26 protein-coding genes and 1 riboswitch are annotated in these 24,751 nt (G+C 42.9%); of the genes, 8 read left to right on the top strand and 18 right to left on the bottom strand.

What is annotated here, in order from left to right:
- Positions 1-10: 10 nt before the first annotated feature.
- From sufC to P4361_RS02625, 3 genes are all read right to left on the bottom strand, one after another.
- The gene (sufC, locus tag P4361_RS02635) at positions 11-796 is read right to left on the bottom strand and encodes a Fe-S cluster assembly ATPase SufC (protein ID WP_053357272.1); all 786 of its coding nucleotides are present in this window, start codon (positions 794-796) and stop codon (positions 11-13) included.
- Between the two features lie 215 nt (positions 797-1,011).
- Positions 1,012-1,149 (bottom strand): hypothetical protein, encoded by a 138-nt coding sequence (locus P4361_RS02630; protein WP_175501739.1) that lies wholly within the window; start codon positions 1,147-1,149, stop codon positions 1,012-1,014.
- 264 nt (positions 1,150-1,413) lie between these two features.
- The gene (locus P4361_RS02625) at positions 1,414-1,788 is read right to left on the bottom strand and encodes a carboxymuconolactone decarboxylase family protein (RefSeq protein ID WP_082683377.1); all 375 of its coding nucleotides are present in this window, start codon (positions 1,786-1,788) and stop codon (positions 1,414-1,416) included.
- A 164-nt stretch (positions 1,789-1,952) separates the two neighbouring features.
- Here P4361_RS02625 and P4361_RS02620 point away from each other — a divergent pair, with 164 nt between their 5' ends.
- On the top strand, positions 1,953-2,798 hold the full coding sequence (locus P4361_RS02620; protein WP_328088231.1) for a metallophosphoesterase: 846 nt from the start codon (positions 1,953-1,955) through the stop codon (positions 2,796-2,798).
- A 75-nt stretch (positions 2,799-2,873) separates the two neighbouring features.
- Here the strand turns inward: P4361_RS02620 and P4361_RS02615 are convergent, their stop codons facing one another.
- The 9 genes from P4361_RS02615 to P4361_RS02575 form a co-directional block, all read right to left on the bottom strand.
- Entirely contained in the window at positions 2,874-3,308 is a 435-nt protein-coding gene (locus P4361_RS02615; protein WP_062233104.1) for an RDD family protein, read from the bottom strand.
- Positions 3,309-3,405: 97 nt separating this feature from the next.
- Positions 3,406-4,233 carry a MetQ/NlpA family ABC transporter substrate-binding protein gene (locus P4361_RS02610; protein ID WP_062233101.1) on the bottom strand — a complete coding sequence of 276 codons (828 nt, stop codon included), beginning with the start codon at positions 4,231-4,233 and terminating at the stop codon, positions 3,406-3,408.
- A gap of 30 nt (positions 4,234-4,263) precedes the next feature.
- Positions 4,264-4,929 carry a methionine ABC transporter permease gene (locus tag P4361_RS02605; RefSeq protein ID WP_053357268.1) on the bottom strand — a complete coding sequence of 222 codons (666 nt, stop codon included), beginning with the start codon at positions 4,927-4,929 and terminating at the stop codon, positions 4,264-4,266.
- A complete protein-coding gene (locus P4361_RS02600; RefSeq protein WP_328088229.1) occupies positions 4,922-5,947 on the bottom strand; it encodes a methionine ABC transporter ATP-binding protein in 1,026 nt (341 codons plus the stop codon). The genes P4361_RS02605 and P4361_RS02600 overlap by 8 nt, the downstream gene beginning before the upstream one ends.
- A gap of 88 nt (positions 5,948-6,035) precedes the next feature.
- A riboswitch (SAM riboswitch) is annotated at positions 6,036-6,149 on the bottom strand.
- A 121-nt stretch (positions 6,150-6,270) separates the two neighbouring features.
- Entirely contained in the window at positions 6,271-6,573 is a 303-nt protein-coding gene (locus P4361_RS02595) for a hypothetical protein (protein WP_053357267.1), read from the bottom strand.
- A 102-nt stretch (positions 6,574-6,675) separates the two neighbouring features.
- Entirely contained in the window at positions 6,676-7,959 is a 1,284-nt protein-coding gene (locus P4361_RS02590; RefSeq protein WP_328088228.1) for an anti-sigma factor domain-containing protein, read from the bottom strand.
- A gap of 131 nt (positions 7,960-8,090) precedes the next feature.
- Positions 8,091-8,837 (bottom strand): RNA polymerase sigma-I factor, encoded by a 747-nt coding sequence (sigI, locus tag P4361_RS02585; RefSeq protein WP_091003296.1) that lies wholly within the window; start codon positions 8,835-8,837, stop codon positions 8,091-8,093.
- 404 nt (positions 8,838-9,241) lie between these two features.
- Positions 9,242-9,571 carry a thioredoxin family protein gene (locus tag P4361_RS02580; RefSeq protein WP_053357264.1) on the bottom strand — a complete coding sequence of 110 codons (330 nt, stop codon included), beginning with the start codon at positions 9,569-9,571 and terminating at the stop codon, positions 9,242-9,244.
- 165 nt (positions 9,572-9,736) lie between these two features.
- Positions 9,737-10,084, bottom strand: coding sequence for a toprim domain-containing protein (locus tag P4361_RS02575; protein WP_062233090.1), 348 nt, complete (start codon positions 10,082-10,084; stop codon positions 9,737-9,739).
- Positions 10,085-10,388: 304 nt separating this feature from the next.
- Here P4361_RS02575 and P4361_RS02570 point away from each other — a divergent pair, with 304 nt between their 5' ends.
- On the top strand, positions 10,389-10,772 hold the full coding sequence (locus tag P4361_RS02570; RefSeq protein WP_062233086.1) for a KGG domain-containing protein: 384 nt from the start codon (positions 10,389-10,391) through the stop codon (positions 10,770-10,772).
- 59 nt (positions 10,773-10,831) lie between these two features.
- On the opposite strand, the gene P4361_RS02565 is transcribed toward P4361_RS02570, so the two are convergent.
- The 6 genes from P4361_RS02565 to P4361_RS02540 all read right to left on the bottom strand — a co-directional run bounded on the left by P4361_RS02565 (position 10,832) and on the right by P4361_RS02540 (position 17,593).
- On the bottom strand, positions 10,832-11,101 hold the full coding sequence (locus P4361_RS02565; protein ID WP_328088225.1) for a YusG family protein: 270 nt from the start codon (positions 11,099-11,101) through the stop codon (positions 10,832-10,834).
- Between the two features lie 58 nt (positions 11,102-11,159).
- Positions 11,160-11,546: a glycine cleavage system protein GcvH gene (gene gcvH, locus P4361_RS02560; protein WP_053357260.1), complete on the bottom strand. Its 387-nt coding sequence runs from the start codon at positions 11,544-11,546 to the stop codon at positions 11,160-11,162.
- Between the two features lie 76 nt (positions 11,547-11,622).
- Positions 11,623-11,982 carry an arsenate reductase family protein gene (locus P4361_RS02555; protein ID WP_328088223.1) on the bottom strand — a complete coding sequence of 120 codons (360 nt, stop codon included), beginning with the start codon at positions 11,980-11,982 and terminating at the stop codon, positions 11,623-11,625.
- A 211-nt stretch (positions 11,983-12,193) separates the two neighbouring features.
- Positions 12,194-13,978: an acyl-CoA dehydrogenase family protein gene (locus P4361_RS02550; RefSeq protein ID WP_062233074.1), complete on the bottom strand. Its 1,785-nt coding sequence runs from the start codon at positions 13,976-13,978 to the stop codon at positions 12,194-12,196.
- Positions 13,979-14,000: 22 nt separating this feature from the next.
- Positions 14,001-15,179 carry an acetyl-CoA C-acetyltransferase gene (locus tag P4361_RS02545; RefSeq protein ID WP_062236897.1) on the bottom strand — a complete coding sequence of 393 codons (1,179 nt, stop codon included), beginning with the start codon at positions 15,177-15,179 and terminating at the stop codon, positions 14,001-14,003.
- 17 nt (positions 15,180-15,196) lie between these two features.
- Positions 15,197-17,593 (bottom strand): 3-hydroxyacyl-CoA dehydrogenase/enoyl-CoA hydratase family protein, encoded by a 2,397-nt coding sequence (locus P4361_RS02540; RefSeq protein ID WP_328088220.1) that lies wholly within the window; start codon positions 17,591-17,593, stop codon positions 15,197-15,199.
- Between the two features lie 206 nt (positions 17,594-17,799).
- Here P4361_RS02540 and P4361_RS02535 point away from each other — a divergent pair, with 206 nt between their 5' ends.
- The 6 genes from P4361_RS02535 to P4361_RS02510 all read left to right on the top strand — a co-directional run bounded on the left by P4361_RS02535 (position 17,800) and on the right by P4361_RS02510 (position 24,602).
- On the top strand, positions 17,800-18,681 hold the full coding sequence (locus tag P4361_RS02535; protein WP_091003283.1) for a hypothetical protein: 882 nt from the start codon (positions 17,800-17,802) through the stop codon (positions 18,679-18,681).
- 242 nt (positions 18,682-18,923) lie between these two features.
- Positions 18,924-19,613 (top strand): CoA transferase subunit A, encoded by a 690-nt coding sequence (locus P4361_RS02530; protein WP_256224394.1) that lies wholly within the window; start codon positions 18,924-18,926, stop codon positions 19,611-19,613.
- 18 nt (positions 19,614-19,631) lie between these two features.
- The gene (locus P4361_RS02525) at positions 19,632-20,309 is read left to right on the top strand and encodes a CoA transferase subunit B (RefSeq protein WP_328088218.1); all 678 of its coding nucleotides are present in this window, start codon (positions 19,632-19,634) and stop codon (positions 20,307-20,309) included.
- 364 nt (positions 20,310-20,673) lie between these two features.
- A complete protein-coding gene (locus P4361_RS02520; RefSeq protein WP_328088217.1) occupies positions 20,674-22,068 on the top strand; it encodes a GntP family permease in 1,395 nt (464 codons plus the stop codon).
- A gap of 112 nt (positions 22,069-22,180) precedes the next feature.
- Complete coding sequence (locus P4361_RS02515; RefSeq protein ID WP_328088216.1) at positions 22,181-22,966, top strand: 3-hydroxybutyrate dehydrogenase; 786 nt, start codon at positions 22,181-22,183, stop codon at positions 22,964-22,966.
- 91 nt (positions 22,967-23,057) lie between these two features.
- A complete protein-coding gene (locus P4361_RS02510) occupies positions 23,058-24,602 on the top strand; it encodes an alpha/beta hydrolase (protein ID WP_328088215.1) in 1,545 nt (514 codons plus the stop codon).
- The last annotated feature ends 149 nt before the right edge of the window (positions 24,603-24,751 follow it).

Below are 24,751 nucleotides of genomic sequence, written 5' to 3'. Positions count from 1 at the left end.
CCTAACTTGCTTACGCCTCTTGGCCAACAGTTTCGTCTTCAATTCCCAACTCTTCCTTAATCCAGTCATATCCTTCCGCTTCTAGACGCTGTGCAAGTTCAGGTCCTCCTGATTTTACAATGCGCCCTTGCATCATCACATGTACTTTATCTGGAGTGATGTAGTTAAGTAAACGCTGATAGTGAGTAATGATTAAGCAGCCAAACTCTGGGTTTCTCATTTCATTGATGCCTTTAGCTACTACTTTAAGAGCATCGATATCCAAACCAGAATCAATTTCATCCAAGATGGCAATCTTAGGTTCGATCATCATCAATTGAAGAATTTCATTACGTTTCTTTTCTCCACCAGAGAAGCCTTCATTTAAATAACGGTGAGCAAACGCATTGTCCATTTCAAGAAGCTCCATCTTCTTATCCAATTCACGGATAAATTTCATAAGAGAAATTTCCTGACCTTCTTCTCGGCGTGCATTAATAGCAGAACGCAAAAAGTCAGCGTTTGTAATTCCGCTTACTTCACTTGGATATTGCATCGCTAGGAAAAGACCAGCTTTTGCACGTTCGTCAACTTCCATTTCGAAAAGGTCTTCTCCGTCAAATGTAACGTTTCCATCGGTCACTTCGTATTTAGGGTGCCCCATTAACGCAGATGAAAGAGTGGATTTACCTGTTCCATTTGGCCCCATGATCGCATGGATTTCTCCGCCGTTTATTTCAAGGTTTAAACCTTTGATGATCTCTTTGTCATCGATAGAAACACGCAGGTTTTCAATCTTTAAATTTGGTGTAGACATAAAATTTACCTCCATCTTATATTTCAGTGAAATATATTGTTAATGTGAACAAGAATGAAAGCTTCTCTCATTCCATTCTCAATTTATTCTCATTCTAATATTATAACAAATTTATTTTATCTTCAACCTGTAGGAGTCATTGGCAGAAGAAAATGCAAAAACTACATAAATAGAAAATCAGCACCCAGTTCTGAATGCTGATTTCCCTACCTATACTATAGAATTTTTCGTTCCATTTCATTAGAAACTTCTAAACTTTTTTGATATTCTTTATCACGTTCTTGTTCAATAGTGATTCGTTTTTCTAGATTTCGTTCATATTCAGCATAACCAATACCATGATTCTTTTGCATGGCTTTTTCCATTTCAGGAGTGTGGTTAACTTTAATCGAGTGAATAATGAATCATTCCTTTCGTGTATATAACACTTAATCAACGTATATAGCGTAACAAAGCTACTCCTGTGATTCAATTTCCATTCAGCGCCATATATGCAAGGCTCAAGGGTTATTCTTTTGTTGAACCTTAATGACTCATGAATCCTTATATATCCTCCCAAATGCTTGCTTATGTGAGCAAATACAAAAAAGAGTCCCAATTATGGAACTCTTTTATTTTTAATGCATGGGATTGTTTAATTCCTGGATGCATTCCTGAACAAGTGTTACACCTTGGCTCATAGCAGCTCCGCCGCCAAAAGCTGCTGCAACTCCCACAGCCTCAAGAATTTCATTTTCACTGGCTCCCTGATCCAAACAGCCTTTCGTGTGATAGATGATACAGTATTCATCCTGAGAATAAATACTGATCCCTAAAGCCATCAGCTGCTTGTTCTTTTCAGAGATCTCGCCTTCCTTGAAACAATGGCGTGTGAATTCACTGAATGAATGGACCAGTTCAGGCATATTTTCCGTATACTTACCGAGACCTTCTTTATAGCGGATCAGATGGTGCTGCGTTGAGTTTTTTCCAGACATTTCTTGATGTTCCATTTCCTTTTCATCCTCCTGTCCATAAGATAGACAAGATTTAGTATGAGTTATAGCTATTTTTCTTATCCCAATTTTAAAACGGGAGCTGAACTTTTTGCTTCAAGTCTTCTGCAGTCGGGAATATAATAGGCTAAAAGAAACTGGCTGAAAAAAAGGAGTAAAAGATGGAAGAGGAAAAGGTAAAGAAGTCATTGATTGCAGGTTCAATCGGATTGGGTGCCCTTGCAGGCGCTGCAGGAGCGGCAGCTTTTTATTCTGCGTTTATTGAACCGTACTGGTTTGATGTTAAAAAAATCGATATTAAGCTCCCAAGGCTCCCAGAGGCCTTTAAAAAATTTCATATTGTCCATATTAGTGATTTTCATCTGGGCTTTCATTTTAAGGCCAGGCATATTGCTAAGATGGCAGATAAAATACAGAAGCTTAATCCTGATATGATCGTCTTCACAGGCGATTTGGTGAATTCCCACCGGTCGCTGAAAACCGTTATAAAGAGCCTTCCTTACCTAAATAAAATCAAGGCACCCTTCGGTAAATTCGCGATTCTCGGTAATCATGATTACCTTGAAAGTATCGATACCATTTCTGAACTGCTGAGAAAAAGCGGCTTTGAACTTCTAATAAATGAGAAAAGGATGATTAAAAAAGAAAATGATGAGCTGTACCTCGCAGGATTGGATGACTATCTGAGAGGAGAAGCAGATCTCGAAAAAACACTGAATGGTATTCCTTTAGACCGTTTTACTCTTCTGCTTGCCCATGAACCGGATTATTTCAAAGTCAGTTCCAAATTCCCTGTAGATCTGCAGCTGTCTGGCCATAGTCACGGAGGACAAGTCCGAATGCCATTGTTCGGTCCGATCATCACTTCAAAAATGGGAAGGAAATACCATAGTGGACTTTATGAAACAGAAAACAAATTTCTATATACCAACAGAGGAATGGGAACTACTCATCTGCCCTTCCGTTTCTTCTGCCGGCCTGAAATTACATCCATCACATTAAAATAAGACGGCATCTATGAACTGCACCCTCCCATTGTTACCTGTGTCTAACAATAAGGATGCAGTTCCATGCCGCCTTGTTCACCCTTCTTTTTGCGGTGGCAAATGGGTAACATACGTACCAGCGATCAAATCATGGATGCCTCTTTTGTCTTTGCGGATACCGACCATAAAGGCGCTGACAATCAACGCAATTCCAAGGGTTAACCCATATATTAAGCCGCCGACTAACACTCTCAGCACCATTGCCCCAATTCCAAGCTTGCTTCCGTCCGCTTTAACAATCCTGATTCCACAGATTCTCTTGCCAACCACATAACCATTCCAGTAAATGGGCAGCAAAAGCGCATAAAGAAAACTAATCACATTCATGAACCAGTCTCCACCCGGATCTTCTGACACAAAGTTACCTGTGAATAAATAACCGATTAATGATAATGGAATACCAATAATAAGGCCATCCAGTATACTGGCTCCAAACCTGATCCAAAAACCAGCCGGTTGCTGTACTTCCATCCTGCATCCCTCCATCAATAAATTGTTAAATCATCTTACAGTTATTACAAATGGACAAAAAAAAGAACAGCCCAAAGGCTGTCCTTCTTAAAATCATTTATTTGTTTACCGGTACAACAGCACCCTTATATTTCTTTTTGATAAAATCTTGAATTTCTTTAGAGTGAAGCACTTCAACAAGGGTTTTCACCGTTTTAGCATCTTTATCGCCTTTGCGCACAGCAATGATATTTACAAACGGTGAGTCAGATCCTTCAATTGCAATGGAATCCTTTTGAGGGTTCAACCCAGCATCGATCGCATAGTTCGTGTTGATCAATACAGCGTCTCCTTCACCGTTTTTATACGCTTTTGGAAGAAGGCCAGCTTCAACATCTGCTTTAAATTTTAAATGTTTTGGGTTTTTGGCAATGTCTTTAATCTTTGAGTTGTAACCTTTTCCAGGTTTAAGTTTGATCAAGCCTTCGTGCTCAAGCAATGTTAGCATACGTCCGTGGTCAGCAACGGAATTACTCATGATGATCGTTGCTCCGTTTGGAAGTTCTTTTAAAGACTTGTACTTTTTAGAATATACTCCGATCGGTTCGATATGAATACCGCCGGCGTTCTCAAATTTGTAATTTTTATTTTCTTTCATTTGTGATTTCAAATACGGAACGTGCTGAAAGTAGTTGGCATCAATTTCATTGTTTGCAAGTGCTTTATTAGGAAGTACATAATCCTGGAACGTTTTAATTTCAAGATCAATTCCTTTTTTCTTCATTAAAGGTTTAGCTGCTTCAAGAATTTCGGCATGCGGAACATTGGATGCTCCCACAACAATCTTATCGTCAGCTAGTTTTTTGTCTTTCCCTCCGTTTGCACCACATGCAGCAAGGGCTGTTGTCAATGCAAGTAAAAGAACGAGTGTAATGATTTTTTTCATGTTGTTCCTCCTGGTTGTGTAATTTATATTTTAACGTTTATCAAGACGGCGAGTTACATTATCCCCAATAAACTGAATGATAAACACAATGATTAGAATGATAACAGTAGCGACAAATGTAACATCATTTTGCGTACGCTGGAAACCTTCAAGGAACGCCAAATTCCCGAGCCCGCCTGCTCCGACTACCCCCGCCATTGCTGTATAACCGACAAGCGCGATTGAAGTTACCGTTATCCCGGAAACTAATGCAGGAAGGCTTTCAGGGATCAAAACTTTAAAAATAATTTGAGCGTTGCTCGATCCCATCGATTTTGCCGCTTCGATTACCCCTTTATCAATCTCGCGAAGTGCAATCTCAACCATCCGGGCATAAAACGGTGCAGCTCCAATAATCAAAGCAGGCAATGCTGCATTGGCGCCAAGCATAGATCCTACTAACAAGAGCGTAAACGGAAGCAATAAAATGATCAGGATAATAAACGGAATGGAACGGAAGATATTTACGATCGCTGAAAAGACAAAATTTAAAAACCGATTCTCCCATAGGTTCCCTTTACCCGTTAAAAATAATGCTAATCCTAAAAGAAGACCTAAAATAAAAGTGGCAAGAACCGCAACAGCTGTCATGTACAGTGTTTGTCCGGTGGCACCCCACATTCCACTCCATTCCACATTCGGAAAAAGACTATTCATATGAGATCACCTCCACTTCTACTTTCTGCCCATTCATATAGGCTACCGCTTCCTGAATTTCGGTATCTGTTCCTACCAGCTGGATGAACAACGTTCCATATGGCCCGTTTTGTGTTTGTGATACCTTACCCTGCAGGATATTCACCTGAACGTCAAATTTACGGATCACATCTGTAATAACGGGCTGTTCTGCACTTCCTCCAACAAAGGTAAGCTGTACAATTTGGCTCTGAGGTTTTTCAGATGCCAGCTGCTTGATCATGTCTGTCGTTTCTTCTGGCTCTGTTACTTGCTTAACAAAATCTTTTGTAATGGACTCTTTAGGTTGCCTGAATACTTCCAAAACCGGCCCTTGTTCCACTATTTTACCGTCTTCCATAACAGCGACCCGATGGCAGATCTTACGGATGACATGCATCTCATGTGTGATAAGAACAATGGTCAAGCCGAGCTTTTGATTGATCTCAACTAATAAATTAAGGATGCTGTCTGTTGTTTTCGGATCAAGGGCTGAAGTCGCCTCGTCACAGAGAAGAACTTTAGGGTTATTGGCCAGTGCACGTGCGATCCCGACTCTTTGCTTCTGTCCTCCACTCAATTGGGAAGGATACGATTCTCCGCGGCCCTCTAGTCCAACAAGTTTAATCAGTTCATCCACCCGCTTCAGGCGCTCTGTTTTCGGCACACCTGCAATCTCAAGTGGAAATGCAATGTTTTCCCTTACTGTTCTGGACCAAAGCAGATTGAAATGCTGAAATATCATGCTGATTTCCTGCCGAGCTTTTCGAAGCTCGTTGTTACTAAGTTTGGAAAGATTTTTTCCCGCAACGTTAACATCTCCGCTCGTCGGTCTTTCCAGCATGTTCAGCATTCGGATCAGTGTACTTTTACCTGCACCACTGTATCCAATAATCCCGAAAATTTCTCCTTGATCTATAGAAAGATCGACATGGTCAACTGCGTTTACAGCTCCGTCTTTCGTCTGAAAAATCTTTTTTACTGCGTCTAATGTTATCAAGAGACCGGATCCCTCACTTTCTGAAAAATAAAAAATGCCCTTCTGCCAGGTCATGAGCAGAAGGGCATAAAAATTTATATGCACCGTCATCTCATCTCCCAAAGCAGTTTGCTTTGCAGGATTTGGCACCTTTTCAAACAGGAAGCTGCTTAACGGTTGCCGGGTTTCATAGGGCCAGTCCCTCCACCACTCGCGATAAGAACGAATTTGTTATTCGTTATATAGTTAGCATTTCTTAACACGTTTCGAATTTTAACATCACCTTTATGGAGTGTCAATCCATAACTCCTGTTTTTTAGATAGAAGGACCCGATTCTTTTGGCTTAGGACTCCAATTTGCATAAAAACAGAAGAGATTCTAACTTAAGCTGTTCTCTGTATGTTCCCGTAAAAGTTACTCTTTTTATCCTGATTAAATCGCTCAGACGCTGCTGGCCTTCAAACACCTCATGCAAATCATCCATCCTGCCTGTAAGCATGGATATCCGTTCTGATCCGTTATACTTATTTACGAAGGAAAAACATAATCGTTCTCCGTCAGCCGTCACACTGGGAGTCTCCGTGCCTATCAGCGGCTGAAGGAAGGCCGTTTTTTGAACCTGTTCCTGCCAAAGAACCCAATCCATAAACATCCCCCTTTTAAAAACATGTATATCTTAATGTTCGGGAGATGGTTGGTGTCTTCCTTGATTTTTCCTTCGACAGTTTATTAAACGTAGTGTCGACTTTTAGCCAGCCTTTTTATGTATTTCTTTATTCATTTGTGGCTTTTTATGATTTTTCTGCAGTTCTTTTTTCCAGTACTTTTTTTCAGGCCGATGAACGGGAGAATTTTTCTGCTCTCTTTTTTCAAGCCTTTTCCCCTTATCCCATTTATGGTTTTCATGTTTATTCTTTTCATGAACATGCTGTTTCGGAGCAGTATTCAAATTAGTATTTTTCTTTGCTTGCTTGTTGTACATCGGCTGTTCGTGATGTTGCTTTGAAGAATGTGGTTTTACTTTTTTTGATTCATTTTTTTCTTTATCTTCAGCTTTACTGCGGCTTTTTCGATCTTCGTGCCTTTTGGTTTTTGGGACAGCACGTTTATTGTTTGGTTCTAGCTTGGGTTCAATCCTTTCTTCTTTGACTTCTTTTTTCGCATGTTCTTTTAGAGAAGAACTATGCAGGGAACTCGTCTTAATCTTTATGGGTTCAAGATTTCTATGATTGCGAAGAATTTTTTCTGAATGGTTTTTTTTAAAGCCGGATTCTTCCGGCTCTTCATGTACAGGTTTTATCTTTCTCTTTAGCTCGGTATAAGACATGTTCTTCACTTCATTAAGAGAAATGTTTTTATCTTTTCGTCTAGCATCCAAGTACATCATATATTTTCCGGATGATACCCCATTCTTTTGGGCAACATTCCGTTTATTTGTATTAATATTCTTTACCATGATGGCGGCTTTCGAATTATAGATGGATGCATTCCGTTTAATTGAAGATACAGTCTCATCCAATGCAGACAAAAGCTTGTCATTATTTTGGTTCACGATGGTTGTTCCGATCATGACATCCGGGTTTTTCTTCAGATATCCTTTGTTGTCATAAGCATTCAGCAAAGCTGAAGCAAAGTGGGAAAGGCTTATGTTTTTCTTTTGTTTTAATGATTGGAGAATTTCCCGTCCCTCAGCGTTATATGCTTTTACTTTTATGACTTGCAAGTCTTTGTTAACTCCTGCTTCGAGGCTGGGATTTACGTCAAAACTCACATAAGCCGCAACAGTATTGTCGTTGCGGCCCAGTGGATTTACTCCTGAAAATAAAACAAGTATAAGCAATGCTGCTATTGTAAGTGAAAGAGAAGGAAAAATAAATTGGCGTGTTCTGCATTTTGAAAAACTCGAAACGCTGTATTCCATACCTACCACCGGATGCTTTCCGCGTGGTACCTTAACGGTGATGAAACAACCGTCTTTCGTTAATAGGACGGCTTTCCCTTTCTTAACTTCCATTAAAATTCCATTCTTCATCCCACATATCCCTCCTGCTAGGCGAAGGATCTGCTTCGTATCATAACCATCATGGGTTTTGCTGCTCTCTTGCTTTGCTTATTTATTACGATTTCCCCACGAGTAATTACAACCGTTTAACTTCCCCTTATTTAAGGCTGAATATAAGACTTTAACGCTTTAAAGTCCCCTAGATATATTAGCGATACCGCTATTATATATTTTCGATTTCTCTCTATTGTTTTACGACTGCAGGAAACCATACTTAACAAATCTTTTATAGGAAGTTGTTTTTTTTCCAATAAAAATTCAGCCATTTCCTGGTTTTCCACTAACAAACGAGCGATTTCTTTAGCGTTTTCCCTTGCATCCACATGCTTAGGGCAATGTTTGCTTAACACTTTAAAATTAAGGCTGAAATCCTTCAGCAGTTTTTGATACTCTTCGATTTCATACACGCGGTTCTCTGCCTGGATCTTTTCTTCGTAATGTTCCATGGCAGCTTTTTGTTCTGCGTAGCTGTCCTCGACACGGCCTTCTTCATCTTCCTCATCCGGCTGCAAATAAATCAGACGGTTCTGTCTAACTTCTTTTCGGATATAGTCGATAACCCTGCGGCGGATTACCATGTCAGCAAAGGAAAGAAAACGGCTTCCTTGTCCTTCTTGATATTGATCAATGGCTTCATTGAAAGCGTAAAGACCTACACTAAATTCATCCATCGTACGATCTATATATTGACTGCAAACTTTTGAAGTCACTTTTTTAATAAATGGCTGGTAAGCTTCGATCAGCTCATTTCTTAAGGAATCATTTCCTCTTTGAATTCTTAGTACTTTATCCTCAATGTTAATGAGTGGTGTGCTGTTACGAATAGTTGGTACAAATGCAGTAGACATAGTTTCACCTCTTAAATCCAGGTTGTATTGTACTTTTGGATAAAATGATCATACATTCCAAAAGTCGACAGGAGCAAACATGTTTCAAGCTCTCCTATACATTTATACCATTGATTCGTAGGTTTGTAGGATACAGTTGTATAACAATGTTACAGGACTTATAACAATTGTAATGTTTTTGTCACGTTCCTGAAAAGGATAATTTTTGCAGTCTTGACCCATAAATCGTTCGGAAGCGGTAACTTGCTTGCTATTACTGCTGTTTGGAGATATCGTTTCATTTTGTTGCACCTGAATCGTTCTGTAAAATTTATTACACATTTCTTCTTTATTTTACCACATAAACCATGTATTACATTTAAAAAATACCCCCTAAAAACAAAAAAAGACACAATCCGTGTCTTTTACAGGTACTTTTTTACGTTTTGATACAAAAAATCAACAGATTGCATGGCATAAATCTTCTTTACGGCAATGCCCCTGTTTAAAAAAAGCAGGCAAGGGACACTGGTGATGCTGTACTTTTCAGCAAGCTCCGGCATCGCATTTAGGTTGCAAGCACCGATTTTAGGTTCAGACGTTTCTGACTGGCTTATTGCTTCCAATGTGATGTCGAGCATCCGCCTTCCCATCTTACACGTTCCGCAAAGCGGTGTCTGGATATAAAGAGCTGCTGGCTCCTCTGTTGAACCTTTAATAAAATTATGAATTTCTATATTAGTTAAATCCCTCATATCTCTCTCCAATTGCAGTTTTTTACGGATCCATTTTTTCTCTATGTAATTGAATATCCCGGATCTAAGAGGTGCTGTCAACAACCGTGCTTATAACAGTACGTAAAATACAAACTTAAGAAATCCTCCTCAAAGAGGATTTCTTTCGGTTCAATTTTGCTTTCCTTATCCCAGGCATTCTTTATTTACGGTGAAACGAGCGCCAAGCAGAATATTGGCAAGATACATGAGCGGTGTTTTTGCCACTTCTCGGTACATTTTATGAATATAAAGATGTTCTGCATTTGGAAGCTCCCGCTGAAGCATTTTTCTTAATTTTGCTCCAGCTTCGTCCGCATCGACCAGTATATAGACATCTCGGTTTTCAATTTGTATTGCAAGTTCCTCAAGCCGGGAAAGCCCCATTGTGCCATTGGTACAGATGATCTCAACAGGCTCATTTAAAATGGAGAACAGTTTTTCTTTGTCTGATTTCCCTTCAACGATAATCACTTTGTCCAAGTTGTTATTCATCAATCATCTCTCCTATATCTGCTAAAGAACGAGTATTAATGCGATTGATATTTTTTTCTTACTTACTATAATACCCTTTATTTTATTAGAATCCTCCATTGATTGTTAATAAATCAGACAACTATTTATGTATATGTAACCCATTTTCCTACAAGCAGCCAACTTAATAAGGAGTTTCGTACCAACTTCGATTAAAGCTGTTTAACCAATGCGAAAAGGGGATATTGTTTCTCTAAGTCCAACAGCACAAAGTGAATAGCTGTTGGGAACACACTATTTACCATATATAAGGAGGAATTTTGAAATGGCTAAGAATAATGACAACCGAGACGGAATGAGCAGAGAAGAAGCAGGGCGCATGGGCGGTCAAAAAACGTCTAAAACCCGTGGCAAAGATTTTTATCAGGAAATCGGCAAAAAGGGCGGAAATGCTACTTCTAAAAGCCACGATCAAAACTTCTACCAGGAAATCGGTCAAAAAGGCGGAGTATCAACTGCATCCAGCCATGATAAAGACTTCTATCAAGATATTGGCAAAAAAGGCGGTAAGTCGACGGCTGATAGCCATGATAAGGATTTTTATCAGGAGATCGGTAAAAAGGGCGGAGAAGCTACTTCCGACAGCCATAACAAAGATTTTTACAGAGAAATCGGCAAAAAAGGCGGTAACAGCCGCAGCAGCGATTAATATATAAAATTGCAAAAAGGACAAGCCCTGAGGGTTTGCCCTTTTTTACACTTTTCTAACTAACACCAGCCCTCATCGCATCCCTGTACGTAACTTTGGGGATGTTCTGCAGAACTGTTGTCTTTTTTATAAATTTTGTCAGCATCAAATTCAAAGCCTTCAGCCATTTCATACTGATTTCCTTGATCGGAAAAGATGACGCGGCCTATTTTCTGGTTATCATGGAACAGGGACATGTAACCTGTATCCATTTTTCCATACACTTTTGACGTAATGTCCGATTTAGATCCTGAGTTTTTTGAACCCAATGAACACTCACTTCCTTCCATAGAAGTATTGTCTCCGGAAAGAAGCTGAGTACTCATCAAAAATACTTAAAATAAGGGATTAGTCTTCTTTTGTCATTTCCTCATATTGTTCAGCTGTCATTAGGTTTTCTGTCTCAGAAAGATCAGATGCCTCAACAACGATCATCCAAGCTTTTTCATAAGCAGATTCGTTTACAAGCTCAGGGCTGTCATCAAGATCTTCGTTGATTTCAACCACCTTGCCAGAGATTGGAGCATAAAGTTCAGAGACTGTTTTAACAGATTCAACACTGCCAAAAGGCTCGTCCGCTTTAATTTCATCGCCCACTTCTGGAAGCTCTACAAATACGATATCACCCAGTTCATCCTGTGCAAAGTCAGTAATACCGATTCTTACCTTATTTCCATCTTCAACTTTTACCCATTCGTGTTCTTCTGAATAACGCAATTCTTTTGGAAAATTCATTTGTATCCCTCCAGCTTTTCTTGTTATTTATAATAACTATAATATTAAATTTATTATAGTTAAGCAACTAATTACATCACTTACTCCAAGTTTCGTTATATGCACCTTCGTTAAAGCCGACTGTTACCTTGTTTCCATCTGTAGTGATCGGGCGTTTCAGCAGCATGCCGTCAGAAGCCAAAAGATTCAGCAGCTCATCTTCGGAAGCTGTTTTCACCTTGTCCTTCAAGCCAAGCTCCCTGTATTTCATCCCGCTCGTATTAAAGAACTTTTTGATATCAAGGCCGCTCTTTTCTACCAGCTTTTTGATTTCCTCTTTAGAAGGAGGGTTTTCAACGATATGTACGGATTCAAGCTCAACATCATGGGAATCCAGCCACTTTTTAGCCTTTTGGCATGTTCCGCATTTTGGGTATTGATAAAAGGTTATACTCATGCAATTTCTCACTCCTTCCATTCCATAGTAACACAAAATAGTCTAGCCAGGTAAAGGGAAATTAATCACTTATCTCGGTGCCTGGCACTGCTTTTTGACACTTGTGTAATTTCGGTGCCTGGCACCGTATTAAATAAAAAAAGTGCTCCGGTGAATCACCGGAGCCAAATTGAGAGAGTATGTTTCAAGATAAGGCATTATTAGAATAAATTTAGATAACGTAGCGTTCTTCTTCCAAAACAACAGCAGCAATTTCACGTTTCTTCTTGATCACGTTGATCGGTGTGTGGCGGGTAAGCTTACGCAGTGCGGACAGCATCATGCGCAAAGTGTCCCCTTCTTCCACTCCGATAATGGATTCCTTCGCATGTGCTTCGATGCGGTTGAAAGCTTCCTGACAGAACACTTCTGTCATAAGCACTTTTTGCGTGTTTCTTTCAAGACTTGTTCTGTTGATCGCTTTTTCCGTACGAAGAACGACAGATTCCATCGCGTACACTTCACTGACCAAATCCGCCATGTTGGCAAGCAGCTCTTGCTCGTTTTCAAGCTTTGGTCCAAACTTCTGAACTGCGAGACCAGCTACCATCAGGATGACCTTTTTCGCCATGCTTACAAGATATTTCTCCTGCTCAAGCGGCTCCGTTCCTACTTCCTGTGGCATCATCATCATGAGCTCATTCTGAAGCGCGGTCGCTTTCTCGATTAGAGGAAGCTCACCTTTCATCGCTTTACGGACGAGGGTGCCTGGCACCAATAAGCGGTTGATCTCGTTTGTTCCTTCAAAAATACGATTAATACGGGCATCTCGGTACATTCCCTCGACTTCATATTCACTCATGAAGCCATATCCGCCATGAATCTGGACAGCTTCGTCAGCTACATAATCCAGCACTTCAGAGGCGAAGAACTTGTTTATTGAGCATTCAATCGCATATTCAGCAATGGCTTTTCCGATTTGCAGTCCATCCTTTTGAGCTTCTTCACTCAGGCTGCCGAGACGTGTCTCAAACAAACCGACTGTCCGGTAAACCGAGCTTTCTGACGCATATGTTTGAAGCGCCATGTTAGCGATCTTTTCCTGAATCAGGCTAAAGGAACTGATTTTGCGTTTGAATTGAGAGCGCTCGTTCGCATACTTCGCAGAAACTTCGATTCCGCGTTTCGCAGCACCCACGCATCCGATCGCAAGCTTATAGCGTCCGATGTTCAAAATGTTAAACGCGATCACATGCCCTCTTCCCGGCTCACCAAGAAGATTTTCTTTCGGCACGTGAACGTCTTCTAAAATAAGCGTTCGGGTGGATGAAGATTTGATACCCATTTTCTTTTCTTCCGGCCCTGTGGAAACGCCCGGATAATCCCTTTCTACGATAAACGCAGAGAATTGTTCTCCATCAATTTTCGCATACACGACAAAAACATCGGCAAAAGCGGAGTTTGTGATCCATTGCTTTTCTCCGTTCAGCACATAATGTGTGCCTTCAGCGTTCAGCCTCGCCGTAGTTTTGGCACCTAGAGCATCGGAACCAGATCCTGGCTCAGTGAGTGCATAAGCTGCAATTTTTGCTCCTACTGCCAGATCAGGCAGATACTTTTTCTTCTGTTCTTCGTTACCAAAGAGGACAATCGGCAGTGAACCGATTCCGACGTGGGCACCATAGCTGATTGAAAAGCCGCGTCCGCGTGCAAATTTCTCAGTAATTAAGGAAGAAGAAATTTTATCAAGTCCAAGGCCGCCGTATTCTTCAGGAACATCAGCACCAAGAAGACCCAGCTCTCCCGCTTTCGTCAGGAGCTTCCTGGAAATATCGAACTCATGGTTCTCGAGCTTATCAAGCTGCGGAACAACTTCTTTACCCACATAATCCTCAGTTGTTTTGGCGATCATGAGGTGTTCTTCTGAAAAATCCTCTGGTGTAAAGAGGTCCTCTGCCTGAATATCTTCCACTAAAAAGCTTCCGCCTTTAAAAACCTTTTCCATTGTGTTAGACATGTTTATACCCTCCTGTATTGGATTAGCCTACTAATTCGAATACGCCAGCAGCGCCCATTCCGCCGCCGATACACATGGTTACGACACCAAACTGCTCTCCTCTTCGCTTCATTTCGTGAAGAAGCGTGAGAGTAAGCTTTGCTCCGGAGCATCCAAGCGGATGGCCGAGAGCGATTCCTCCTCCGTTGACATTGACTCTGTCTTCCGGAAGACCCAGCTCACGAATCACTTGCACAGCCTGTGAGGCGAACGCTTCATTGAGCTCGAACAAGCCGATATCGGATACTTCAAGTCCCGCAAGTTTTAACGCTTTAGGAACAGCAGCGACAGGACCGATCCCCATGATTTCAGGCGGTACACCCGCCACGGCAAAGCTTCTGAACTTCAGCAGCGGCGTCAAGCCTTCTGCTTCTGCTTTCTCACGGTCCATCACAAGAACGGTCGCAGCCCCATCACTCGTTTGTGATGCGTTGCCTGCTGTTACAGAACCATTAATGGAAAATGCAGGGCGCAGGCGAGCAAGGCCTTCTAATGAGGTATCAGCACGAACGCCCTCGTCCGTATCAACCATGAACTCTTTTTCTTTTAGCTTGTTGTCTTCCCCAAGCCATCGTCTTGTGACGGAGACAGGTACGATTTCATCCTTGAATCTGCCTTCTTTAATGGCTCGTGCAGCATTTTGATGGCTTCGAACCGCAAAGGCATCCTGATCTTCCCTCGTTACACCAAATCGCTTTGCCACTTCCTCGGCTGTGAATCCCATCCCCATGTAATATTGAGGAACTGTTTCAACCAGGTGAGGATTCGGTTTGATGACATGGCCTTCCATCGGCAGCAAACTCATGGATTCCGCTCCGCCGGCTAAAACAGCCTGCGCATGACCGAGCATAATTTTCTCAGCGCCATAAGCAATACTTTGAAGTCCTGAGGAACAGAACCGGTTAACGGTGATCGCCGGAATGGTATCCGGGAGGCCTGCTCTCGCCCCGATCAATCTTGCCATGTTCATGCCCTGTTCTGCCTCTGGAATGGCACATCCCATGATGAGATCGTCAATCGGGCCGTCATAGCCGCCAGCGCGCCGCAGTGTTTCTTTTACGGTGATCGCTGCGAGTTCATCTGAACGCATTTGAGCGAATGATCCTTTTTTTGCTTTGCCTATCGGTGTTCTTGCTCCTGCTACGATTACAGCTTCTTTCAGCATTGTTTCCCCTCCTTTTAGTTGCGAAGCGGTTTACCTTTAGTCAGCATATACTGCATTCTTGCTTGGGATTTTGGCTCACCCGCAAGACTCAGGAAAGCTTCCCGTTCGAGATCCAATAAATATTGTTCATCGACCAGTGTTCCTTCAGGGACTCTTCCGCCTGACAGGACGAAGGCGAGTTTTTTAGCTATTTTCAGATCATGCTCGGAGACGTAGCCCCCAAATCTCATCGTTTCAGCACCGAGTGAAAGTGTCGCATAACCTGCTTCACCAACAACCGGTATCTTTTTGTGTTTCGGCGGCTGGTACCCCTGCTTCGCCAATGAAAGCACGCGCTGTTTGGCATCATACAGAAGATGATCGCTGTTAACAGAGATTCCATCCTGCGGCCTTAAAAATCCAAGCTTTTCAGCTTCTTGTGCTGAAGTAGAAACCTTGGCCATCGCAATGGTTTCAAACACTTGGTTAACAACACCTTGGAGATCCAATTTTGCACCTTTAGGCAGACGTTCCACCTGGCGAAGCAGCAATTCTTTGTTTCCGCCTCCGCCAGGGATTAACCCGACACCTACTTCTACAAGGCCCATATATGTTTCAGACGACATTTGCATCTCAGCTGCAGGAAGAGAAACTTCCACTCCTCCGCCAAGGCTCATGCCAAAGTTTGCGGTGACGACCGGTTTTTTACTGTAGCGCACCATGCCCATCGTATTCTGGAACTGGCGGACCATCATATCCAGCTCATAAAAATTGTCATCTTGTGCTTCCATTAAAATTAGCATCAGGTTGGCACCGACGCAGAAGTTTTTCCCCTGGTTTCCGATGACAAGCCCTTCGTAATTTCTTTCTACTTCTTCCAGCGCTTTATGGATCATCATGATGATATCAGGGCCCATGGCGTTGTTTGGAGACGTAAATTCTAAACAGGCTACCCCGTCCCCCATGTCGATCAGACTCGCACCGTTGTTCTTTGTGATCAGGTTTCCTTTGTTTTTCAGCAATGAAAGGTGAATCGTCTTTTTGTTTTCATTGACTCTTCTATAGTCACCGTTATGGTAGAACGAAACTTCACCCTGCTCTGTCTGGTAGAAAGAATTGTTTCCGCTTTCAACAAACTCATGAATCCAGGATGGTACAGTCTCTCCTTCATCCGTCATGCGTTTAACGGATTCTTTCACTCCGATGGCATCCCAGATCTCAAACGGTCCGTGCTCCCATCCGAAGCCCCATTTCATCGCATTATCGATGGCAACAATATCATCCGCGATTTCATACGCTTTTTCAGCAGAGTAGATCAATACCGGTTTAACGATCGACCAAAGCATCTCTCCTGCACGGTCTTTACTATATAAAAGCGCTTTCACTTTTTGCTCTGTTGTCTTCAATTGTTTTGCCTGTTCTGTGGTGGCGGTCTTCAGTTTTTGGCGCGGCTTGTATTCCAGTGTAGCAGGATCCAGTTCAAGGATCTCTGCTCCCTGCTTGCTCTTCTGTTTTAAATAGAAGCCTTGGCCGGATTTGCTTCCCATCCACCCTTTTTCCACCATTTCGTTCAAGAATGGAGGAACATCAAACACTTCTTTTTCTTTTCCTTCGACTTGGTCATATACGTTTCTTGCCACGTGGAGGAAGGTATCCAATCCTACTACGTCAAGGGTCCTGAAGGTCGCACTTTTCGGGCGGCCGATCAGCGGGCCTGTCACAGAATCAATCTCCCCTACGCTGTACCCCTGTTTCATCATTTCCTGAACCGTAACCATCAGGCCGTATGTTCCAATCCTGTTGGCGATGAAGTTCGGTGTATCTTTTGCTACGACTACGCCTTTTCCAAGTATGTTCTCCCCAAATTCCTTCATAAAAGAAACGATCTCAGGGCTGGTATCCTTTGTTGGGATGATTTCCAACAGTTTTAAGTATCGCGGCGGATTAAAGAAATGCGTGCCTAGGAAATGTGCTTTAAAATCGTCAGAACGATCCGCTGCCATCGCATGGATGGAAATACCTGATGTGTTAGAGCTAATAATTGAACCTTTCTTGCGGAATTGTTCCACTTGTTCAAAAATCTGTCGCTTTACATCCAGCCGTTCAACAACGACCTCAATGATCCAGTCCACATCATTCAGCTTGGATAAGTCATCTGTAAAGTTGCCGACTGAAATTAAATCAAGATTCTCTTTTACCGCCAGAGGTGCTGGTTTTTGTTTAAGCATTCTTTCCTTTGCCTGTATGGTGAGTCTGTTGCGGAACTGGAGGCTGTCTTCCGTAATGCCTTTTGCCTTTTCAGCCTCTGACAACTCTCTCGGCACCATATCCAGAAGCAAAGTAGGGATTCCTACATTCGCGAGATGTGCAGCGATTCCTGCTCCCATCACTCCAGACCCCAAAACAGCAGCCTTTTGAATGGTTATGGCCATCTTATTTCCTCCTTCAGCTATTGAATGAACACTCATTCATTTTTAGGGTAAAAAATAAATGACTACTTTTTAAATTTAGTTCTATACTCATCATAAGACATTTCGATTATTTTGACAACATAGAATTTTCTTTCTTTTTGTAAAGGTTTTTGTCATAGTAAAACCAAGCCCTAATCACTCATCAAAACATCAAAGGAAGTGAAGTCATGTCAGTTAAAGTAGGAGTTCTGATCCTTCACGGAATCGGCAACCAGGATGAAACGTACGCCGATGATTTTATGAATTCATTAAAACATAGCTTCGGACAAAAAATTGCTTCCTTTCATCATGCACCTGAAACGCAAATTGAAATGGTCCCTGTTTTTTGGGGTGGCGTATTCAATGAAAGGGAAGAAGATTTATGGACTTCGATGAATAAGAAGATTTCGCTGAATTATGCCCCTCTTCGTCAGTTTGTCATTCGCTTTTTCGGCGATGCTATCGCTTATCAGCCAGCTCCCGCTTCATCCTCGCATTTAAATCCAAACTATGAAAGAGTTCATGAAACCGTTGCGAAAGGCTTACATACACTGCGGAACAAAACAGGAGATCAAACTCCGCTTTCTGTCGTCTCTCACAGCCTTGGCACGGTTATAGCGAGCAATTATTTTTATGACCTTCAATTTATCCCGGAAAAAATACCTGACAGCATCAAAAGCTTAAAGTCAAATAATCCTCTGGAAAACGGTGAAACCCTAGCCAGCTTTTATATGATGGGGACTCCCATGCCTTTATGGACGTTAAGATATTCAGATTTTGACAGTCCCATCCGCGTCCCATCGCCTCATTTAAAAAAGCATTACAGCCATGTTCAAGGAGAATGGGTTAATTTTTATGATCAGGATGACGTTATTGCATTTCCTTTAAAAACATTAAATGAGGAATACAGCCGGTCGGTGACAAAAGACATTGAAGTGAACACAGGAAATCTTTTTGCTTCTTGGTCGCCCCTCTCCCACCTCTATTATTTTAAAACGGACAAAATCATCGACCATATCAGTTCCTCATTGTCCAAGCTCTGGAAAACCATTAATAAAGTTAATGGATAGTTAAAGTTTATGACGGAGTTTTTCCGGAAATTCGGAATCATTTCCGTTTTTCCGGAATTCGATCCATTCTTAACATACATGGACTTTCATGCCATTCGTCCTCTTTCCTTTCCGGAATTTCGGAATATAATCTTCTTGAAATATTCATAAAAATCTCAAAAGTCTGATAGCGCTTTAATTTCTTCGTTTTGGCACGGAACTTGCAAGATAGAAAACAGAGCAGAAAAAAGGAGTGAATGCTTTTGAAACCTGTAATATCTTCATTTCAAGAAGCCGTAAAGGACATTCAGGACGGTTCCGTACTCATGGTAGGCGGCTTCGGACTGGTTGGTATCCCTGAAAATCTGATTCTTGCCCTTGTTGAGAAAGGGACAAAAGATTTAACAGTCATCTCCAATAACTGCGGGGTGGATGATTGGGGACTTGGCCTGCTTTTGAAAAATAAACAGATAAAGAAGATGGTAGGTTCTTATGTAGGAGAGAACAAAGAATTTGAGCGGCAAGTTTTATCAGGTGAAATTGAAGTCGAACTGCTCCCGCAAGGCACATTGGCAGAAAGGATTCGAGCCGGCGGTGCTGGCATCCCTGCGTTTTATACCCCTGCTGGAGTGGGTACTCCACTTGCTGAAGGCAGAGAAATCCGATCTTTCGGCGGGAAAGAATACATGCTGGAAACTGGACTTCAGGCAGACTTCAGCCTCGTTCGTGCGGCCAAAGCCGACAGAATGGGTAACCTGATCTACCACAAAACAGCGAGAAACTTTAATCCTATGATGGCTGCAGCAGGCAAGGTGACGATCGCAGAAATAGAAGAGCTTAATGAAACAGGATTTTTGGAGGCGGATGCCATCCACACTCCCGGCATCTATGTCCAGTCCCTTATTGTCGGTTCACAGGAAAAAAGAATTGAAAGGTTAACAGTTGCCAATTAACCGGAACGGAGGATATGAATGGGTACGAATGTAATGGATAAGAAAGCGATTAGAGAAAAGATCGCAAAACGTGCTGAACAGGAAATTGAAAGCGGTTACTATGTGAACCTCGGAATCGGAATGCCTACCCTTGTTGCCAATTACATCTCGGCGGATAAAAGTGTCGTTCTGCAGTCTGAGAATGGACTTTTGGGAATCGGACCTTATCCTGATGAAGCGAATGTTGATCCTGATTTAATCAACGCCGGGAAAGAAACGGTCACTGCCATCGAAGGAGCGTCTTATTTTGACAGTGCAGAATCCTTCGGGATGATCCGGGGCGGGCATATTGATATTGCCATCCTTGGAGGCATGGAAGTTTCCGGAAACGGTGACCTCGCGAACTGGATGATTCCCGGAAAAATGATAAAAGGCATGGGCGGCGCAATGGATCTTGTCCACGGAGCAAAAAAGATAATCGTCATCATGGACCATGTCAGCAAAGACGGGAAAAGCAAGATTTTAAATGAATGCACTCTCCCGTTAACCGGGTGTGGCGTCGTTAACCGGATCATCACAGAACGAGCCGTTATGGACGTAACCGAGAACGGTTTGGAGCTTGTAGAAGTCGCACAAGGCTTTTCCGTGGAGGACATCCAGGAATGCACTGAGCCTAAGCTTTCAGTTTCAAAGAATATTAAGCTGGAAGCCTACTGATTTTCTGCAGTATGAAAGGAGTGATGCAGTTCCTTCAACCGTTTTGCAAAATGCTCTTTTCTAAAAGATTGTTGCCTGGGGAACATTTTTGTAAAGAAACTTCATTGACAAGTTGAGAGGAGTGCAAGGTGCGAGACTCCTCGAAAATGAATTTCACATTTTCTTCGTGCGATATAACGCTGCCGAAGCCTTCCTTGTCCTGCGGAGGAAGCGTGACAGGTGAGACACGCAGGCGCGTGCGCCGCGGAAAGCGAGCATCCTGAAACGGAGATCACCAGCTCAATAGCAACAAAGGTTGCGAAAACAGCCTTGCAAAAAACAGAGTGTGGCATTCAGGTCAGAAACACTATAGGGGGGTTACCTAGTGGATATCATTATTATTTTATTGGCTTTATTTTTCCTCATGTTTGTCGCGTACCGTGGCTTCAGCGTCATTTTATTTGCACCGATCGCGGCACTGTTCGCGGTGCTTTTAACAGATCCAGGCCATGTACTTCCGTTCTTCTCGGGAGTGTTCATGGAAAAGATGGTCGGATTTATTAAACTATATTTCCCGGTCTTCTTACTTGGAGCGATTTTCGGTAAAGTCATAGAAATGTCAGGCTTTGCAAAATCCATAACAAGAGCAGTCATCAAATTAATCGGGCCGAGCAGAGCAATGCTGGCTATTGTCCTAGTCGGCGCCATCCTTACCTACGGCGGCGTCTCCCTGTTCGTAGTAGCTTTTGCACTCTATCCGTTTGCTTCTGAATTGTTCAAGGCTGCGGATATTCCAAAACGCCTCATTCCTGGAACGATCGCACTTGGCGCGTTCACCTTTACAATGGATGCTTTCCCTGGAACACCTCAGATTCAGAACATCATCCCTACCCCGTTTTTTAAAACGGATACGTGGGCTGCACCTTGGCTGGGATTGATCGGTGGTCTATTTGTTCTTGCGATTGGTATGACCTATTTAGAATGGAGAAGAAGAAAAGCAGCAAGAGCTGGAGAGGGCTATGGAACAGGCCATATTAACGAGCCGGAACAAATTCCGGATGAAGTGCTGCCAAATGCTTTTATTGCCATTCTTCCCCTTCTTCTCGTCGGTATTTTCAATAAAGTATTTACAAACATGATTCCAAAGTATTACGGCACCGTTTTTGATTTCACAAAAATCGGCATGAAGGATGTGCCGCCGGTTGAAATTCCAAAGCTTGCGGCGGTCTGGGCAGTAGAAGGCGCACTTGTCATCGGAATTGTAACGGTTCTCTTGTTTGCTTTCAGACAAGTAAAATCAAATTTCAACGCCGGCATCAATATTTCAATCGGCGGAGCCCTGCTCGCTACACTCAATACCGCTTCCGAATATGGATTCGGCGGAGTAATTGCTGCACTCCCTGGTTTTGCCTCTGTCAATAAAGGCATGGCTGAAACAATTCAGGACCCGCTTGTTAACGAAGCTGTAACAACAACGGCCCTGGCTGGTATTACTGGTTCGGCTTCCGGCGGTTTGAGTATTGCCCTGGCAACGATGGGGGACAAATATGTCGCCCAGGCCGATAAGCTCGGAATTGATCCTGAAGTGCTTCACAGAGTAGCTTCCATGGCAAGCGGAGGCATGGATACACTTCCTCATAACGGAGCGGTTATTACCTTGCTGGCGGTTACCGGATTAACACATAAGCAGTCCTATATTGATATTTTTGCGATGACTGCCATTAAAACAATTGCTGTATTTTTTGTAATCGCCCTTTATTATCTTTTCGGCATCGTTTAAAAGAAAAGCGCAAGCACCCGAAAACAAGAAACACGTTTTCAGCCTTGGGTGTTGGAGCTAGACATTTCTTCACAGCTTATTCTTACATCAACATGTAAAAGGAGAAAATGGTATGGGAAGCTTAGTACAGGATAAAGTCGCATTTATTACAGGAGCTGCAAGCGGAATTGGACTTGAGATCGCGATGGATTTTGCCAAGGAAGGGGCAAAGGTGGGCATTTGTGATTTAAATGAAGAAAAAGCCAAGGATGCTGCTTCGTCACTTAGAGATAAAGGCTATCACGCTATAGGAACAGCCTGTGATGTCAGTGATGAAGAAGCGCTCAAACGGGCGATGGATGAGACCGTTCACGAATTTGGAAGACTGGATGTCGTCATCAACAACGCCGGCCTGCAGCATGTATCACCCCTTGAAGATTTCCCGACTGAGAAATTTGAGCAACTGATCAAAGTGATGCTGACTGCGCCGTTCATGGCGACGAAACACGCGTTTCCGATCATGAAAAAACAAGGCTTCGGACGCATCATCAATATGGCATCCATCAATGGGCTTGTCGGTTTTGCCGGAAAAGCTGCCTATAACAGTGCCAAACACGGCGTGATCGGTCTGACGAAAGTAGCCGCCCTTGAAGGTGCAGAGCATGGAGTTACTGTAAATGCCATCTGCCCTGGCTACGTGGATACGCCGCTTGTAAGGAACCAGCTTTCAGACTTGGCACGCACCCGAAATGTAGAACTTGAAAAAGTACTGGAAGAGGTCATCTATCCTCTCGTTCCCCAAAAACGTTTGCTTTCAGTTACGGAGATTTCTGATTATGCGATCTTCCTCGCAAGCGATAAGGCTGGAGGAGTTACTGGCCAGGCGGTTGTGATCGACGGCGGATACACCGCTCAATAAAAATCAGTGAGAGAAAAATAGAAATCAACAACGAGAAGAGCCCACCTGTGATCCTGGAGGGCTCTTCTCTATTTAGAATGGAGGAATTGATGTGAGACGGAAATGGATTGGGATTACAGCTGCTGCATCTCTATTGCTTTTTTCAAGTCTATCAGAGGTTCATGCTGCTAAGGGTTCCAGGCAGCCAGTTGATTTTAAAGGTGCCCACGGTGTCACCGAAACTATTTTTGACGGAAAAAACGGGAATTGGATGACAACGAAAAATCCGAAGCAGTATGAAGCCGCAACGGTCTATGGAAACCTTGGTCTTGCTCCATACAATTGGGGAGATAAGTCAAAGGGAACAGGCTGGAACAAGCTGTATCAGCCGGCCGAAATTACCGGCACTCAGGTAAACGGCATTTTTGATGATGCCCATTTTGTGATCAGGGTACCAGATGATTGGAACGGCAAGCTGGTTGTTTCCGGTATCCCTGCTACTCGAAATGAAACCTCAACAGACCTTCTCTTCAGTGACTTTATGCTGGCTAAAGGATATGCATTTGCAGCCATTGATAAAGGGACTCAAGGGACAGCCGATCCTAATGATCCTTTTGCCAAAGTGAAAAATGCTCTTGCCAGTGAGGATGACAGCATTCCCGAATGGCACCAAAGGTTCCGGCAAGTAACCATCGCCGCTCAAAACTATCTCGTTAAACACTATTCTGATCAGCTTATCAAGAGAAACGACAGAAAAAATCCCGCAAGTAAACTGATCACCCCTCATCACAGGGTACCGACGTATGCGGTCGGCATATCCAATGGAGGCTATGTCGTCCGCTATGCGCTGGAGCATGACGGCATGAAAAAAACAGGGCATCCTCCTTTATTTGACGGAGGCATCGATTGGGAAGGTGTATTATGGAGAGCTCATGATCCCAATCTGATCACGTCTCTCACCCCTGTTGTCAACCATGCAGAAAAAGCGCTGTATGGTACTCCTGCAGAACAAAAAGCCGCCCGCGAGGAGTTATATAAAGCCGGCCTTCCGAAGGGATCAGAAAATCTTTGGAGCTACCATGACCAGGTATACTGGTTTGTAACATTAAATATATACAGAGATGAACTGGATCCATCCGCTCCAAACCGTCTCGACTGGAGAAACTACTTAAACTTCACGAACGGTGTCCGCGACCGCACCTATGATTCCATTTTTCAAGGCTATGATTATAACTCCCGCCCGGAACAAGTGAAAAAAAACGTAGAAGGCATTGAAAATACAGGTGAAATCAACGTGCCGCTGATCAGCCTGACTGGTTCATGGGATTCTCTCATCTTCCCGTCTGTCCATGCTGATCCATATGACAAGCTCATCAAAAAGAAAGGCCGGGGCAAGCTTCACCGGCTGTATACCATCGAGAAGGGAAATCATGTGGACAGTTTGGTTTGGAACAGTGCCACAGATGCTAAAAAGGAGCTGCAGCCGCTTCTTCCTTACGTCTATCAATCGTTTGATCTCCTTGTAGACTGGGTCGAGAACCACAAAAAAGCACCTGATAGCAAGAAAGTTGGAACGCCAAACGACGCTGCAAAAGTCATTGATCTAAAAACCGGAAAAGAACGGGAGCCGATGACAACCTCTGTCGACGGAAAATAGGACAGCATCAATAAGAATGAAAAAAGCACCCGGTATGAATACTGCCCGGGTGCTCTCTCGTTTCGATTCAGAAAAACAAAGGGGCTGTCCAAGAAGTCTGTAAGCTGTTGATTTCCGTTCCAGGCTGCTCGCTTTCCGCGGGGCGTGCG

Origin of the sequence: Fictibacillus sp. B-59209 (assembly GCF_036216745.1) — a bacterium.
Lineage (GTDB): Bacteria > Bacillota > Bacilli > Bacillales > Fictibacillaceae > Fictibacillus_C > Fictibacillus_C marinisediminis.
The sequence above is the reverse complement of the archived record's forward strand: the minus strand, read 5'-3'. Positions and strand labels throughout refer to the sequence as shown.